The sequence below is a fragment of the Peterkaempfera podocarpi genome (genome assembly GCF_042466665.1).
Classification (GTDB): Bacteria; Actinomycetota; Actinomycetes; order Streptomycetales; family Streptomycetaceae; genus Peterkaempfera; species Peterkaempfera podocarpi.
This window is the reverse complement of record NZ_CP162102.1, coordinates 4,750,967-4,766,146: the sequence shown is the minus strand read 5'-3', so window position 1 is coordinate 4,766,146 and position 15,180 is coordinate 4,750,967. Positions and strand designations below refer to the sequence as shown.

The following is a 15,180-nucleotide window of genomic DNA, read 5'->3' as shown; positions in this document are numbered from 1 at the left end:
CCATACGCCGGACACAGCAGCGGCGGCCGTCCCCCTCCCACTACGGGAGGCGGACGACCGCCGCTGCTGTGTGCTGCGGGTGCCCGTCGTCAGGCCGCGCCGGACGCGGCGGAGTGCACCGTGCCGTCCATGCCCAGCACGGGAAGCCCACCGACCGTACCGCTGCCCAGCAGCCCGCCGATCACCGCTCCGCCGGTGTGTGAGGGCTTGGGCTGGGTCGACTGCTGGCCACCGGGCGTCGCGGTGGTGCCGCCGACCGGCGACGTCGGACGCGTCGAGCCGGAGCCGCCGTGGTGTGTACTCCCGGTCGAGCCGGGCGCCGTACCGGACGGCCGCCTGCCCGGCACCGAGGTACGGCCGGTCCCGGTCGGCCTGCCCGGGGTGGAGCTCCGGGGCTTCGGCCGGATCGCCGGGCCGGACGTCGACGGTGCGGTGGGCCGCAGGGACCCGCCGGTGCCGCCCTCGGGCGAACGAGCCGGCCAGGTGGGAGTGCCGTAGTCGGTCGGCGGGGTGGACGGGTGCGGCACCACAGTGGTGGTGGTGGAGACCCCGGTGGTCCGTACCGCGGCACCCAGCACCGAGCCCAGCAGCAGGGTCACCCCGACCACGACCGCCGCAAGCACGGCACCGCGCCGCAGCACCCGACGCCGCATCCGGTGAGCAGCCGCGGTGGGACCGAGCCTCCGCCAGGCCTCCAGCGCCAGCCTGCCGTCGAGCGAACCGAACGGCGCCCCGGCGATCAGCAGCGGACTCCAGGCTGCCAGATAGATGATGTTCGGGGTGTCATAGGCAGGCACCGACTGCCAGCTGACGGTGAACAGCAGCACCACCGAGAGCAGCGTCGCGGCGGCCGCGGCAGCCCGCTGCCAGAGGCCGAGCACGGACAGCACACCGACCACGATCTGCACAAAGGCGACGGCGAGTCCCGCGCCCACGGGATGGGCCATGGCGAAGTCCAGCAGCGGCTGGGCGAAGCTCCACGGGTGCAGCGAGGAGAGCCAGCGCATCATGGAGCCGCGCTCGCCGCCGTCGAAGTAGACCGGGTCGCACAGCTTGCTGAAGCCCGCGTACACCGAGATGCAGCCGAGGAAGACCCGCAGCGGCAGCAGGACCAGGCCGAGGTCCACCTTGCGGCCGGGGTAGCGGTGGTGGTGCGCCAGGCCGGCCGCGCTGTGCATCCAGGCGGCGTCCTCCAGCTGCTGGTACTCCTCCCCGCCGGGGGTCCAGAGGGATTCCTCCGGCTCCGGCCGCGGGCGGACGACCTGCGGGCGGGGACCGCCCTGCTGCGGCACACTGCGGCCGTAGGGTCCGTACGGACGGCCCGGGCTCCCGGGGATGCGGGGCAGCACCCGGGTTGTGGCCTCCTCGCCGGCCTCCGCCATGGACGGCTGGGGGACCAGCCTTACGGCGTCCAGCAGTTGAGTGGCCCCCAGATCGCCCGGGCGGGCCTGCCCGGACCAGGTGACGGCGGTGACCCTGCCCTTGCGGCGAGGCACGGCCTGGCCGACCGTGCTCAGCCGCGCCGTCGCCGGGGAGCCGGCGAACGAGGGGGGCGCATAGGACCCGTGGTACGAGGGCGCGTACGCGGGCGTGTCGATGAGCGGGGCGACCGGAGCCGCAAACCGCACTCGGAAGCTGACATGCGAGCCACCGAGCCGCACCGGGTCGCTCGGCACCTTGACCGTGCTCAGCTCGGGCGGTTCACCTATACGGGCGGAGCTTCCCCCTGGGAACGGGGAGGTGTTCTGGTGTCCACACACCACTAACCGAGTGACACCCGATTAGGACACCCTCCTGCCGGAAGATCTCCGCCCACCGCCCGGGAGCGGCGCACACCGCGGCGCCCGGACCGCCGCGCACCACCAGGGGCGCGGCCGCCCGGCGCACAACCGCCGATCCGTGCCGGGCTGCCGGAGCAGTCCCCCGCGCCCCCGGTGCGCCGGTCGCCCGGCCCACCGGTCCGCGGATCTGTCCCCTGGTCAGCCGCGGTCGGCGGCACGCAGACGGGCGGCCTCGTAGAGCACGATGCCCGCGGCCACACCCGCGTTGAGCGACTCGGTGGCCCCCGGCATCGGGATCCGCACGGTCAGATCGCAGGTCTCGGAGACCAGTCGGGACAGGCCCTTGCCCTCCGAGCCCACCACGATGACCACCGGGCCGGCCAGCGCCTCCAGGTCGCCCACCTCGGACTCGCCGTCGGCGGCCAGTCCGACCACCATCAGGCCGGCCTTCTGGTAGGCCTCCAGCGCGCGGGTCAGGTTGGTGGCGCGGGCCACGTCCAGCCGGGCGGCGGCGCCGGCCGAGGTCTTCCAGGCCCCGGCGGTCATCCCCGCGGCGCGGCGCTCGGGGACCACCACACCGTGTCCGCCGAAGGCGGCGGCGGAGCGCACCACGGCGCCCAGGTTCCGCGGGTCGGTGACCCCGTCCAGGGCGACGATCAGCGGGTCCTCGCCGGCGTCGGCCGCGGTCTCCAGCAGGTCGTCGGGGTGGGCGTACTCGTACGGCGGGACCTGGAGCACCAGGCCCTGGTGGTTGAGCCCGCCGGTCATCTGGTCGAGCTGCGGACGCGGAGCCTCCATCAGCGGGATGCCGCGGTCGTTGGCCTCCTGGAAGGCCTCCCGTACCCGGTCGTCGCTGTCGATGAACTGCATCACATAGAGCGCGGTCGCCGGGACGCCGCCGCGCAGCGCCTCGACCACCGAGTTGCGGCCCACCACCAGCTCGGCGGCGCCGGCGCCACCGCGCCCGCCCCGGCCGCCGCCACCGCTGCGGCGCATCCCGGCGCGGGACTTGGCGTCACGCTCGCGCTTGGCGGAGGCGTTGGCCGCACGCTGCTTGGGGTGGCCCTTGCGGGCCTCGGCGGGCGGGGTGGGTCCCTTGCCCTGGAGTGCCTTCCGGCTGTGGCCGCCGGTACCGACACTGGCGCCCTTCTTGGACCCCGGGTTGCGGCGGTTCCTGCGCTGGCTGTTGCCGGCCATGGGTGTACGTCCTGTCCTTCTCGTCATGGCGGTGGGCCGCACCGGGACGGTGCGGCCCACCCTCGCTCCCGCGGATGCTGCGGAGGCTACTCGGTGCTGCTGATCGTCCAGCGGGGGCCGGACGGGGTGTCCTCGATGGCCAGGCCGGCCTGGCCCAGCTGGTCGCGGATGGCGTCCGCGGTGGCGTAGTCCTTGCGCGCACGCGCCGCCTGCCGCTGCTCCAGCACCAGACGGACCAGGCTGTCGACCACCCCGTGGAGGTCGTCGCCGTGCTCGTTGTCGGCCCACATGTCGTCGAGCGGATCGAGTCCCAGTACTCCGAGCATCGCACGGACCTCGGCGAGACGCGCCACCGCGTTGTCCTTGTCATCGGCGGTGAGCGCCGAATTGCCCTGCCGTACGGCGGTGTGCACGATCGCCAGCGCCTGGGGGACGCCCAGATCGTCGTCCATCGCCTCGGCGAAGGCCGGCGGCACCTCGGCGGCCGGCTCCACCGTGCCGCAGCGCTCCACGACCCGCTGGACGAAGCCCTCGATCCGGCCGAAGGCGGACTCCGCCTCGCGCAGCGCGTCCTCGCTGTACTCGATGGTGGAGCGGTAGTGCGGGGCGGCCAGGTAGTAGCGGAGCACGATCGGACGCCAGCGCTGCACCATCTCGGAGACCAGCACCGAGTTGCCCAGCGACTTGGACATCTTCTCGCCGGCCATGGTGACCCAGGCGTTGTGCACCCAGAAGTTGGCGAAGTCGTCGCCGTACGCCTTGGACTGGGCGATCTCGTTCTCATGGTGCGGGAAGATCAGGTCGATACCGCCGCCGTGGATGTCGAACGCGCTGCCCAGGTACTTGTGCGCCATCGCCGAGCACTCCAGGTGCCAGCCCGGCCGGCCGCGTCCCCAGGGGGTCTCCCAGCTGGGCTCGCCCGGCTTTGCGGCCTTCCACATGGCGAAGTCGCGGGGGTCGCGCTTGCCGGTCTCGCCCTCGCTCTCGGGCTGCCGCAGATTCTCCAGCTCCTGGTTGGAGAGGGAGAGATAGTCCGGGAAGGAGCGCACGTCGAAGTAGACGTTGCCCTCGGAGGCGTAGGCGTGGCCGCGCTCGATGAGACCGCGCATCATCTCGATCATCTCGGGCACATGGCCGGTGGCGCGCGGCTCCACGCTGGGCGGGAGGCAGCCGAGCGCGGTGTTGCCGTCGTCGAAGGCGCGCTCGTTGGCGTAGGAGATCTGCCACCAGGGCCGGCCGAGCTCGCGCTCCTTCTGGATGACCTTGTCGTCGATGTCGGTGACGTTCCGGCAGAAGACGACATCGAAGCCGCGGTAGGCGAACCAGCGGCGCAGCACGTCGAAGCTGAGGTTCGAGCGGATGTGGCCGATGTGCGGTGCGGCCTGCACGGTCGGGCCGCACAGGTAGATCGAGACACACCCCGGCACAAGCGGGACGAAGTCGCGTACCTGGCGGGTGCTGGTGTCGTACAGGCGAATGCTCACAGCGTCAAGCGTAGTGGGAAAACGGCGGTGCCCCGCGACGAATCCGCCGCGGGGTGGTCACGGGTCCACTGCGATCCGGCCGGGGGCCGGGTCAGCGGTGCTCGACGGCCTTTGCGGGCCGGATCCGCACCACCGCACGGACGTCGTCGGGGCGGTCGAAGCCGCAGGCCCGCGGTACGCGCCGGAGGGGCCGTCGACCGGCCGCGGTGGTGCGTTCGGCCGCGCAGCTCGACAGCCGCGGATGCGGGCCCCGCCAGGACCGGGCCTACCGTGCCGGGTAGACCAGCGCGGTGGCGATCGCCGCCAGACCTTCGGCCCGGCCGGTGAGGCCCAGGCCGTCGGTGGTGGTGCCGGAGACCGAGACCGGGGCCGCCGCGGCCGCGGAGAGTGCCGCCTGGGCCTCCGCCCGGCGCTTGCCGATCTTGGGGCGGACACCCACCACCTGGATGGCGACATTGCCGATCTCAAAGCCGGCGGCGCGGACGATCCGCGCGGCCTCGGCCAGCAGCCGCACCCCGGAGGCGCCCGACCACTCGGGGCGGTCGGTGCCGAAGTGGGCGCCCAGATCGCCGAGACCGGCCGCCGAGAAGAGCGCGTCGCAGGCGGCATGGGCGGCGACATCGCCGTCGGAGTGCCCCGCCAGTCCGGCCTCGGACCCGGGCCACTCCAGGCCCGCGACCCAGAGCGGACGGCCGGCCTCGAAGGCGTGCACATCGGTGCCGATGCCCACCCGGGGCAGCAGGGGCGGCTCAGAACCCATCGGTGGCCCTCCGTCGGGCGAGTACGGCCTCGGCCAGGACGAGGTCCAGGGGGCGGGTGACCTTGAAGGCCTCACCGTGTCCGGGGACGACCACGACCGTGCCGCCGTACCGCTCCACCAGTCCGGCGTCATCGGTGACCTGCGGCAGCGCGCCCACCGACTCATCGGTCAGCGCCCGGTCGTGCACGGTCTGCAGCGTCTCCCGCCGGAACCCCTGCGGGGTCTGCACCGCGCGCAGCGAGGCCCGGTCGGGTGTGTCGAGCACCGGCTCGGGGGTGCCGTCGGCACGGGGTTCCACCCGCTTGACGGTGTCGGCGAGCGGTACCGCCGGGACGACGGCTTCGGCGCCACCGCGGACGGCCTCGACCACCGCGTCCACCACCTCGACCGGGACCAGCGGGCGGGCGGCGTCGTGCACCAGCACCACCTCGACGTCCTCGGGGACGGCCGCCAGGCCCAGTCGTACGGACTCCTGGCGGCTGGCGCCGCCGGCGACCACCCGGATCTCCCCGCGGGGGAGCCCGTGGTCGCCCAGCAGCGCGGCCACCTCGGCCACGCCGTCCGGCGGCGCGGCCACCACGACCAGGCCGACGGCGCGCGAGCGCGCCAGCGCCCGGACGGCGTGCACCAGCATGGGGACCCCACCGAGTTCACGCAGGGCCTTGGGGGCACCGGGGCCCAGTCGTTCGCCCCGCCCGGCGGCGGGAACCACTGCTGCGGCGTTCAGGTTTCGTTCCTTCGGCGATGTGGGTATGGCCAAGGCGTGCCGGACCGGGCCGCTCGCCTCAGTGCGAGTATCCCTTCCGTGTCGGCCCGGGCGGCACGGGGGAGTCGGCAGTGGGCGGGTCGGGAGAGGCGGCCGAGCGCGCAGACCCAGCGCGGCACCATCGGCACCACGCACACCCTGTGCACCGGGGGCACCACCGGGCGGCAGCCCACGGCACAGCGCGGATCCCGGCGTACGGAGCAGCGGCGCAGACGCGCCCGAGCCCGGTACGCCTCAGCGCCCGGAGCACTGCACACCCTGTACGTCAGGGCGCACCGCTACGGGCGCTGAGGCGACAACGGTTTCGGCGGCGGCCCCGAGGACCGTGACCGCTCACCGAGGGCACCGTCTGTTGTCGCTCAGGAGGCGAGGACCTCGTCGAGCAGTGTCTCGGCCTTGTCCTCATTGGTGTTCTCGGCGAGCGCAAGCTCGCTCACCAGGATCTGGCGGGCCTTCGCCAGCATTCGCTTCTCACCGGCGGAAAGTCCGCGCTCGCGCTCGCGACGCCAAAGATCACGCACAACCTCCGCGACCTTGATAACGTCGCCCGAGGCCAGCTTCTCGAGATTGGCCTTGTAGCGTCGGGACCAGTTGGTGGGCTCCTCGGTGTACGGTGCACGCAGCACCTCGAAGACCCGGTCCAGACCCTCCTGGCCGACCACGTCGCGCACGCCTACGAACTCTGCGTTCTCCGCGGGCACGCGCAGCGTCAGGTCGCCCTGCTGCACCTTGAGCACCAGGTAGGTCTTGTCCACACCTTTGATCTGGCGAGTTTCGATGGCCTCGATCAGCGCGGCCCCGTGATGGGGGTAGACCACGGTGTCGCCAACCTTGAACGTCATGTGACAGGTACCCCTTCCGTGGCTTTCCAGAATAACACGTGTTCCGCCGTATCCGAAGGGCGTTTTCGCAGGTCAGGGCCGGTCTCAGGGCTTGACAACCGCCCCTGTGGCGTGCTGCGACCCCAGTTCGAGATGGGCTTCCCGCAGGTGGGAAGCGGTTCGGCGACTCAGTGAAACATCGTCGAAACCCCTATTCGATCTTGCCTTTCGGCCGCACCCGGTTCGTGTTCCGACAGTCGTCCGGAGCAGCGCTTCCACAGCGGGTGAACGGGAGATGCACAGCTCGGGGCGTATGGGCGCACTCCGGACGCACACGCCGGTGCCGGACATCACGCGCGGTGTGCCGCGCCTCACAGCGCCGTACGGGCGCCCCGGCGCGACACGGGCCCACCCCATGAGAGTGGATAGAAGACGATCGGTAACCTAAGCCCGTACTGCCCCGCCTGTACCCGTCCAAGGAGAAAACGCCGCCGTGAGCCGCAGCCTTCGGAACGGCGCCATCGCCGCTCTCGTCCTCGCGATCGCTCCCCTGTCCGCCTGCGCAGCCAGCAACGACGCGGCGACGCTGCAGGTCAAGCCGGACAACGCGGCGACCTCGATCGGCGACAACCTTCAGCTGAACAACATCCTGCTGGTCACCCGTGGTGCCGGCGCGGCCGAGACCGAGACCCGCCCGGCCGCCGTCAGCGTCAACATCAGCAACTCCGGCACCAGCGCCGAGGTGCTGAGGTCGATCACCGTCGGCGACGCCGGGGCCGCGGAGTTCGTCGGCCCCAACGGGGCGCGGGTGCAGCATCACCATCCCCGCCGGGGACTCCCTGCTGCTCGGCGGCCCCGGCCAGCCGACCGCCCAGGTGACCGACGCCAAGGTGCAGGAGGGCGGGTACGCCAAGGTGACCTTCGCCTTCGAGTCCGCCGGCACCGTCAACACGCAGGCCGCGGTGGTCTCCGGCCGCGGCGACTACGCCTCCTTCGCCCCCGCGGCTCCCAGCCCGGCGGCCACCCAGGGCACCCTGCCCACCGCGGGCGCCACCGGCGCAGGCACCGCGAGCCCGCTGGTCACCGGCTCCGCCACCCCGGGCGCCACCGCCGCAGGCCGCGCCGTCCACAGCGGTGGCACCGCCACGGCGGGCGCCGGTGCATCGTCCACGGTCAGCGGCGCCTCCGGCTCCCAGGGCTGACCCTCCCCGCACACCTCGACGCCCCCGGGAGCAGTTGCTCCCGGGGGCGTCGTCACAAGCGGACTGCACCGAGCCCGGGGCCGGTCAGGGCTCGAACTTGTAGCCCAGGCCGCGGACCGTCACCAGGTAGCGAGGGGCCCCGGGGTCGGGCTCGATCTTCGCCCTCAGCCGCTTGACGTGCACATCCAGCGTCTTGGTGTCGCCCACGTAGTCGGCGCCCCAGACCCGGTCTATCAGCTGCATCCGGGTGAGCACCCGGCCGGCGTTGCGGAGCAGCATCTCCAGCAGGTCGAACTCCTTGAGCGGAAGGTCGACCTTGGCGCCGTCCACGGTCACCACGTGCCGGTCCACATCCATCCGGACCGGACCGGCCTCCAGCGCGCCGGGCCCGCCGGCGGCCGCGGCCCCGCTCTCCTCGCCCCGGCGGCGCAGCACCGCCCTGATCCGGGCGACCAGCTCGCGGGTGGAGTACGGCTTGGTGACGTAGTCGTCGGCCCCTATCTCCAGGCCGACCACCTTGTCGATCTCGCTGTCCTTGGCGGTGACCATGATCACCGGGACGCTGGAGCGGACCCGCAGCTGGCGGCAGACCTCGGTGCCGGGCAGCCCGGGCAGCATCAGGTCCAGCAGGACCAGGTCCGCGCCATTGCGCTCGAACTGCTCCAGGGCGTCGGGCCCGGTGGCGGCCACCGCCACTTCGAAGCCCTCCTTGCGGAGCATGTAGGACAGGGCGTCGCTGAACGATTCCTCGTCCTCGACGACGAGCACTCTGGTCACGGAAGGACCTCCGGGGCAGGAATGGATGCGGGGGCGGGCTCCCTGACCTGGGTGGAGCCCGTGGAGTGGGAAGAAGCGGAGCCCGGGAGGCCGGACTCGTCGGTGTCGGCGGGGGCCTCTCCGGCCGGAAGCCGCAGGGTGAAGGTGGACCCCTGCCCCTCCACGCTCCAGACCGAGACGGTGCCCCCGTGCGAGGCGGCGACGTGCTTGACGATGGAGAGCCCGAGCCCGGTTCCCCCGGTGGCCCGGGAGCGGGCGGGGTCGACCCGGTAGAACCGCTCGAAGATCCGCTCGCGGTCCTTCTCGGAGATACCGATCCCCTGGTCGCTGACGGAGATCTCGACCAGGACGGTGCCGTCGGCATAGCCCTTGTCGTCGACCCCGGCGACCGTGCGGGCGGCGATCGCCACCCGGGTGCGGGGGGTGCTGTAGTTGACCGCGTTCTCCACCAGATTACCCAGCGCCGCGGCCAGCTGACCGCGGTTGCCGTGCAGATGGAGGCCGTTGGTGCCGCCCGCCGCCATGGTGATCTGCTTGGCGGCGGCCTGGTGCCGGGAGCGGTCGATGGACTCGGCGATCAGCTCGTCCACCGAGACCGGCTCGGGATCGGGCAGCCGCTGGTCGTCCTGGACCCGCGAGAGGTCGATGATCTCCTGGACCAGGCTGGTCAGCCGGGTCGACTCGATCTGCATCCGGCCCGCGAAGCGGCGTACCGCCTCGGGGTCGTCGCTGGCGTCCAGCACCGCCTCGGAGAGCAGCGACAGGGCGCCCACCGGGGTCTTGAGCTCATGGCTGACATTGGCCACGAAGTCACGGCGGACCGCCTCGATCCGGCGGGCCTCGGTGAGGTCCTCCACCAGCACCAGGACCAGCCGGGAACCCAGCGGGGCCACACGTACGGAGACGGCGAAGGGGTCGCCGCCGGGTCTGGTGAGACCGGGCTTGGGCAGGTCCAGTTCGACCTGGCGGATCTCCCCGTCCCTGCGGGTGGCGCGGGCCAGGTGCAGCATCTCGTCTATGGCCATCCGGCCACCGCGCACCAGTCCCATCGCATAGGCGGAGGAGCTGGCCTTGACGACCTCGTCGCCGTCGCCGAGCACGATCGCGCAGGAGCGCAGCACCGAGAGCACGGTGTCCACGCCCGGGGGCAGCGGCGCCTCGTGCGGGATCAACCCCGCCCGGCTGCGCGCCTGCTCGCGCTCGCTCCACCGGAAGGCGAGCGAGGCGGTGAGGCCGACGCCGAGCCCGGCTACGGCGCAGGCTGCGGCGGCGGCGGCGTTCACGTCCATGCCGCCCAGCGTAAGCGCACCGCGCTGACCTGCCCCAAGGCCCAAAGGCAGCGATCGGCGACTGGTTGCCGAGAATTCACCTGCATGAGGCCGATGGTTCACTCGGTGAGCGATGCCGGGTCGCCCGGACGGCGCACCCTGGTTGCACCCGCCCAGCGAGGCTGCAGGCGGGCGCCGCCGGGCCCGCCCGGCGGGCGGCCGGACCCGGCACATGGGCCCGCCACCACCATGCGACACACTGCTTCGTCCGCCTCCGGAACCACCGGGGCGGCAGCCGGGAGGACGACAATGCGCGACGCGTACCACGAGGAGCTCGACTCGATCGGCGACGGCCTCATCGAGATGGCGCGGCTGGTCGGGTCCGCGATGGGCCGGGCCACGACGGCACTGCTCGACGCCGACCTGGCGCTCGCCGAGAGCGTGATCGCCGCCGACGAGAAGGTGGACAACCTCCACCACGAGCTGGAGAACCGCGCCATCGACCTGCTGGCCCGGCAGCAGCCGGTCGCCACCGACCTCCGGATCGTGGTCACCTCGCTGCGGATGAGCGCCGACCTGGAGCGTTCCGGCGACCTGGCCCGCCATGTCGCCAAGCTCGCCCGGCTGCGCTACCCCGACTCCGCCGTCCCCCGCGACCTGCACAGCATCGTGCTGGAGATGGGTCAGCTGGCGCAGCGGCTGGTGGCCAAGGCCGGACTGGTGATCGCCACCAAAGACGTGGACGCCGCGCTGGAGCTGGAGCGCGACGACGACGAGATGGACCAGCTGCACCGGGAGCTCTTCGCACATCTGCTGGACGACCGGTGGCAGCACGGCATCGAGACCGCGGTGGACGTCACCCTGTGCGGCCGCTACTACGAGCGGTTCGCCGACCATGCGGTCTCGGTGGCCAAGCGGGTGGTGTTCCTGGTGACCGGTGAGCACGCGGACGAGTTCACCCCGGAGAACCGCTGACCGCCCGGGTCGGCTAAACCCCGGTGAGGGGGGCGGCGGGGTCACGGTCCCCGGACCACCCTGCGCCCGCGCGCCGTTGACGCTCCGTGGAGACCGCCGTTTCAATCGGTGATCAGACGTGCCCGTACCCGGCATGTCCGCACAAGGAGGGTCCACGGATGAAGGAAGCCCCCACCCCTGTCGACGCCACCCCGATCGAACCGCCCGCCTCCGACACCTCGGGCATCCCGCTGCCGCTGGTCGCCGTCTGCGGCTGCGGGTCCGGTTGCAGCTGCGGCTGCAAGTCGGGGGGCAGCTGCCGCTGCGGCGGCGGCTGCGGCTGACCCGGCCTGCTCCCACCCGGTGGCCCGGCCTCCCCCGCGGGGGAGGCCGGGCCACCGACGCACATCGGCGGGTACCGGAGCCACGCTGCCCGAACCACTCGCCGCGGCCGGCGGACCGGCCATAGGATCAGCCGCCGTCACCGCCCGCCGCCGACGTCCGTGCGGCTCCTCGCAGACAGGACTCCCGCATGCCGCGCCCAGGTGTCCACGCCGGCTGGCCGCTCGCCCGGTCCGCCCAAGCCGCCATCACGGCTGTCGCTCTGGTGGACCTCCTCCGGGCCTTCGCCCTCAGGGCGCACCACCTCGACCCGACGGCCCCGGGCCCCGGCACCTGGGCGGCCCTGGCGTCCCAGTTGTCGGCCGACCTGTACCTGGTCGCCGTGGTGCTCTTCATTCTCTGGTTCCGCCGCTCCCGGCGGAACGCGGAGGAATTCAAGCCGCACACGGCCGCCTACGCACCCGGCTGGGCCGCGGGCGGCTGGTTCGTGCCGGTCGCGATGTGGTGGATACCCCGGCGGGTCGCCGTGGACATCTGCCGGGCGAGCACGGACGACACCACCCCCGACCCGGGCAGCAGCAGCCTGGTGAACGCCTGGTGGGCGGCCTGGCTGGCACACCAGGGAACTGCCGTGGCGATCTCCTGGACGGACCATCAGGACTCGCTCGCGGTCGTCGCCCTGGTCCAGATGCTGAATGTCTCCGCAGCCGTCCTGGCGGTCCTGCTGATCCAGCACATCACCGCCCTGCAGCGCGCCCGGACCTACCAGGGCCACCCCTTCGGCGCGCTCCGGCCGACTCCCCCGTTCCCCGGCCCGACAGCACCCCTGCCGGGCCCGGTGCCCCGGAGTCCCCACGCCACCGACCGCCCGGTGCGCAAGCTCGCCTCCCACCGACCGCCGGTCCGCTGACCCTCCCGACCCGGACCCGGCGGGCCGTCGAGACGGTCTGCGAGGCGCGCTGTCCGAAGCGCTGACGGCCCACAGCGGGCCCTGAACACGATCGCGCCCCGTACCGGCGGACAAGCCGCTGGTACGGGGCGCGATCGTGCAGAGGGTTACTTCTTGCCCTGGTTCTTCACAGCCTCGATGGCGGACGCGGCCGCCTCGGGGTCGAGGTAGCGGCCACCGGGGGTGAGCGGCTTGAAGTCGGCGTCCAGCTCGTAGAGCAGCGGGATGCCGGTGGGGATGTTGAGACCGGCGATGGCCTCGTCGGAGATGCCGTCGAGGTGCTTCACCAGAGCGCGCAGGCTGTTGCCGTGCGCGGTGACCAGCACGGTGCGGCCGGCCGCAAGGTCCGGCACGATCGCGTCGTACCAGTAGGGCAGCATGCGGACCACGACGTCCTTGAGGCACTCGGTGCGCGGGCGCACCTCGCTGGGGATCTCCGCATAGCGGGCGTCCGCGGCCTGGGAGAACTCGGCGCCGTCCTCGAGCGCCGGCGGCGGGGTGTCGTAGGAGCGGCGCCACAGCTGGAACTGCTCCTCGCCGAACTCGGCGAGGGTCTGCGCCTTGTCCTTGCCCTGGAGGGCGCCGTAGTGGCGCTCGTTCAGCCGCCAGCTGCGGCGGACCGGGATCCAGTGGCGGTCGGCCTTGTCCAGGGCGATCTGCGCGGTGCGGATGGCGCGGCGCAGCAGCGAGGTGTGCAGTACATCGGGGAGCAGGCCCTCGGCGGCGAGCAGCTCGCCACCGCGCGCGGCCTCGGTCTCGCCCTTGGCGTTGAGGTCGACGTCGACCCAACCGGTGAAGAGGTTCTTCTGGTTCCACTCGCTCTCGCCATGGCGGAGCAGCACGAGTCGGTACGGGGAGTCAGCCATGGTCACAGCCTAAACGAGGGAAATCCGCTGGCCGCACCGGAGCCCTGCTGCGTAATATCCTCTCCTGGGATCCACCACTTACCTGCAGGGTGAGCGGTGCGCCCTGTCGCGTTCAGCGCAATCCGCTGTCCCCTTCTGCCGCTCCGGAGCCGTCCCATGCCACCCGCACCGTCCTCCCGCTCCGGACCGACGACCCGCTCCGGACTGCGCCGAGCGGTGGCGGAGACCACCGGCGGGCTGCCCAGCAGCTTCTGGTGGCTGTGGACCAGCACCCTGGTCAACCGGCTGGGCGGGTTCGTCGTCACCTTCCTCGCCCTCTATCTGACCGCCGGCCGCGGCTACTCGGCCACCTACGCCGGGCTGGTCGCCTCCCTCTACGGGCTGGGCTGCGCGGTCGCGGCGCTGGTCGGCGGGGTGCTGGCGGACCGGGTCGGACGCCGGCCCACCCTGCTGGGCGCCCAGCTGGGCACCGCGGCGTTCACCGTGCTGCTGGGGCTGGCGCAGGGCCAGGTGGCCATCGCCGTCACCGCCCTGCTGCTCGGACTGACCAGCAACGCCTCCCGTCCCGCGGTCGCGGCGATCATGGCCGACCTGGTGGCGCCCGAGGACCGGGTGCGCGCGTTCTCACTCAACTACTGGGCCATCAACATCGGCTTCGGGGTGTCCGCCGCGGTGGCCGGGCTGGTCGCCGCCCACGGGTATCTGCTGCTCTTCCTCGCCGACGCCGCAGCCACTCTGCTCTGCGCCCTGGTGGTGTTCGCCAGGGTCCCCGAGACCAGGCCCGAGGTCGGCCGCACGGCGGGCGCCGCCGACGGCGTCCGCCCGGCCCAGGGCAGCACCGGACGGACTCGGACCGGCCTCGGGCGGGTGCTGAGCGACGGACCGTTCATGGCGCTGGTGGGACTCACCTTCCTGGTGGCGCTGGTCTCCCAGCAGGGCAGCACCACCCTGGCGGTGGACATGGGTGCGGCCGGGCTCTCGACCACCCAGTACGGCCTGGTCATCGGTCTCAACGGCCTGCTGATCGTGCTGCTGCAGATCCCGGTGACCAGGCTGACGGCACACCGCAGCCGGGCCGCCCTGCTGGTCACCGCGGCACTGCTGACCGGCTGGGGCTTCGGTCTCACCGCGCTGGCACACTCGGCCGCCTTCTATGCGATGACCGTGGCGGTGTGGACCATCGGCGAGATCATCCAGGCGCCGACCACCATGGCGCTGGTGGCCGAGCTGTCGCCGGCCGAGGCCCGCGGCCGCTACCAGGGCGTGTACTCGCTCTCCTGGTCGGGAGCGTCCTTCCTGGCCCCGGCGGTCGGCGGGTTCCTGCTGGACCGGGCAGGCGGCGGGGCGGTCTGGGGGTCGTGCGCGGTACTGGGGACGCTGGCCGCGGTGGGCTACGGACTGCTGGTGGGCAGCCGTCCGGCTGCGTCCTCCACCGTGGCGGCGGGCGCGGCGCCGGTGGCGGCCCCGGCGGAGTCCGCCTCCTGAGCCGTCAGCCCTCGCCGGTCTGCGGCGCTGCGGCCAGATGGGTGAAGGCCGCCAGGTTGCGGGTGGACTCGCCGCGCTTGGTGCGCCACTCCCACTCCCGGCGGATGGCGGAGGAGAAGCCCAGTTCCAGCAGGGTGTTGAAGGGCTCGTCGGCGTTCTCCAGCACGGTGCCCAGCAGCCGGTCCACCTCCTCCGCGGTGACGGCGGCCAGCGGCAGCCGCCCCACCAGGTAGACGTCGCCGAGCCGGTCCACCGCATAGGCGATCCCGTAGAGGCGGGTGTTGCGCTCCAGCAGCCAGCGGTAGACCCCCTCGTGGTTCTCGTCGGGGCGGCGCAGCACAAAGGCGTTCACCGAGAGGGTGTGGTCACCGACCCGCAGCGCGCAGGTGGTGGAGAGCTTGCGGGTGCCCGGCAGCTTGGCGACCAGGGTGCGCGCATCGGCGGGACTGGGCTCCCACTCCACGCCGGCCTCGTCGAGTGCGCTGCGGAGGATCTCCAGGGCGGTGTCGCTGCTGGTGGCCATGGAGC

The 15,180-nt window shown here is 72.7% G+C and carries 16 protein-coding genes; 5 read left to right on the top strand and 11 right to left on the bottom strand.

Annotated elements, in window-relative coordinates:
• Window positions 1-89: 89 nt before the first annotated feature.
• The 7 genes from AB0761_RS20995 to AB0761_RS20965 all read right to left on the bottom strand — a co-directional run bounded on the left by AB0761_RS20995 (window position 90) and on the right by AB0761_RS20965 (window position 7,568).
• On the bottom strand, window positions 90-1,676 hold the full coding sequence (locus AB0761_RS20995; RefSeq protein WP_377270632.1) for a DoxX family membrane protein: 1,587 nt from the start codon (window positions 1,674-1,676) through the stop codon (window positions 90-92).
• Window positions 1,677-1,979: 303 nt separating this feature from the next.
• Window positions 1,980-2,978, bottom strand: coding sequence for a 23S rRNA (guanosine(2251)-2'-O)-methyltransferase RlmB (gene rlmB, locus AB0761_RS20990; RefSeq protein WP_377270631.1), 999 nt, complete (start codon window positions 2,976-2,978; stop codon window positions 1,980-1,982).
• Window positions 2,979-3,064: 86 nt separating this feature from the next.
• On the bottom strand, window positions 3,065-4,462 hold the full coding sequence (cysS, locus tag AB0761_RS20985; RefSeq protein ID WP_377270630.1) for a cysteine--tRNA ligase: 1,398 nt from the start codon (window positions 4,460-4,462) through the stop codon (window positions 3,065-3,067).
• A 265-nt stretch (window positions 4,463-4,727) separates the two neighbouring features.
• Window positions 4,728-5,222: a 2-C-methyl-D-erythritol 2,4-cyclodiphosphate synthase gene (gene ispF, locus AB0761_RS20980; RefSeq protein ID WP_377270629.1), complete on the bottom strand. Its 495-nt coding sequence runs from the start codon at window positions 5,220-5,222 to the stop codon at window positions 4,728-4,730.
• The gene (ispD, locus tag AB0761_RS20975; RefSeq protein WP_377270628.1) at window positions 5,212-5,982 is read right to left on the bottom strand and encodes a 2-C-methyl-D-erythritol 4-phosphate cytidylyltransferase; all 771 of its coding nucleotides are present in this window, start codon (window positions 5,980-5,982) and stop codon (window positions 5,212-5,214) included. Before ispD ends, ispF begins: the two co-directional genes overlap by 11 nt.
• Before the next feature lie 365 nt (window positions 5,983-6,347).
• Window positions 6,348-6,830, bottom strand: coding sequence for a CarD family transcriptional regulator (locus tag AB0761_RS20970; protein WP_014136563.1), 483 nt, complete (start codon window positions 6,828-6,830; stop codon window positions 6,348-6,350).
• Window positions 6,831-7,442: 612 nt separating this feature from the next.
• Window positions 7,443-7,568 carry a hypothetical protein gene (locus tag AB0761_RS20965; protein WP_377270627.1) on the bottom strand — a complete coding sequence of 42 codons (126 nt, stop codon included), beginning with the start codon at window positions 7,566-7,568 and terminating at the stop codon, window positions 7,443-7,445.
• 116 nt (window positions 7,569-7,684) lie between these two features.
• Between AB0761_RS20965 and AB0761_RS20960 the strand changes: the two genes are divergently transcribed.
• Window positions 7,685-8,011 (top strand): hypothetical protein, encoded by a 327-nt coding sequence (locus tag AB0761_RS20960; RefSeq protein ID WP_377270626.1) that lies wholly within the window; start codon window positions 7,685-7,687, stop codon window positions 8,009-8,011.
• Between the two features lie 84 nt (window positions 8,012-8,095).
• Here the strand turns inward: AB0761_RS20960 and AB0761_RS20955 are convergent, their stop codons facing one another.
• Together AB0761_RS20955 and AB0761_RS20950 are read right to left on the bottom strand one after the other, a co-directional pair.
• Window positions 8,096-8,788: a response regulator transcription factor gene (locus tag AB0761_RS20955; protein WP_377270625.1), complete on the bottom strand. Its 693-nt coding sequence runs from the start codon at window positions 8,786-8,788 to the stop codon at window positions 8,096-8,098.
• A complete protein-coding gene (locus AB0761_RS20950; RefSeq protein ID WP_377270624.1) occupies window positions 8,785-10,077 on the bottom strand; it encodes a sensor histidine kinase in 1,293 nt (430 codons plus the stop codon). The genes AB0761_RS20955 and AB0761_RS20950 overlap by 4 nt, the downstream gene beginning before the upstream one ends.
• Before the next feature lie 288 nt (window positions 10,078-10,365).
• Between AB0761_RS20950 and phoU the strand changes: the two genes are divergently transcribed.
• The 3 genes from phoU (at window position 10,366) to AB0761_RS20935 (ending at window position 12,262) form a co-directional block, all read left to right on the top strand.
• Complete coding sequence (gene phoU / locus AB0761_RS20945; protein WP_377270623.1) at window positions 10,366-11,031, top strand: phosphate signaling complex protein PhoU; 666 nt, start codon at window positions 10,366-10,368, stop codon at window positions 11,029-11,031.
• Window positions 11,032-11,189: 158 nt separating this feature from the next.
• On the top strand, window positions 11,190-11,354 hold the full coding sequence (locus AB0761_RS20940; protein WP_377270622.1) for a hypothetical protein: 165 nt from the start codon (window positions 11,190-11,192) through the stop codon (window positions 11,352-11,354).
• Window positions 11,355-11,542: 188 nt separating this feature from the next.
• Window positions 11,543-12,262, top strand: coding sequence for a DUF4328 domain-containing protein (locus tag AB0761_RS20935; protein WP_377270621.1), 720 nt, complete (start codon window positions 11,543-11,545; stop codon window positions 12,260-12,262).
• A 146-nt stretch (window positions 12,263-12,408) separates the two neighbouring features.
• Here the strand turns inward: AB0761_RS20935 and AB0761_RS20930 are convergent, their stop codons facing one another.
• On the bottom strand, window positions 12,409-13,167 hold the full coding sequence (locus AB0761_RS20930; protein ID WP_377270620.1) for a phosphoglyceromutase: 759 nt from the start codon (window positions 13,165-13,167) through the stop codon (window positions 12,409-12,411).
• A gap of 156 nt (window positions 13,168-13,323) precedes the next feature.
• On the opposite strand from AB0761_RS20930, the gene AB0761_RS20925 reads away from it, so the two are divergent.
• Complete coding sequence (locus tag AB0761_RS20925; protein ID WP_377270619.1) at window positions 13,324-14,652, top strand: MDR family MFS transporter; 1,329 nt, start codon at window positions 13,324-13,326, stop codon at window positions 14,650-14,652.
• A gap of 4 nt (window positions 14,653-14,656) precedes the next feature.
• Here the strand turns inward: AB0761_RS20925 and AB0761_RS20920 are convergent, their stop codons facing one another.
• The gene (locus AB0761_RS20920) at window positions 14,657-15,175 is read right to left on the bottom strand and encodes a YbjN domain-containing protein (protein WP_377270618.1); all 519 of its coding nucleotides are present in this window, start codon (window positions 15,173-15,175) and stop codon (window positions 14,657-14,659) included.
• Between the last annotated feature and the right edge of the window lie 5 nt (window positions 15,176-15,180).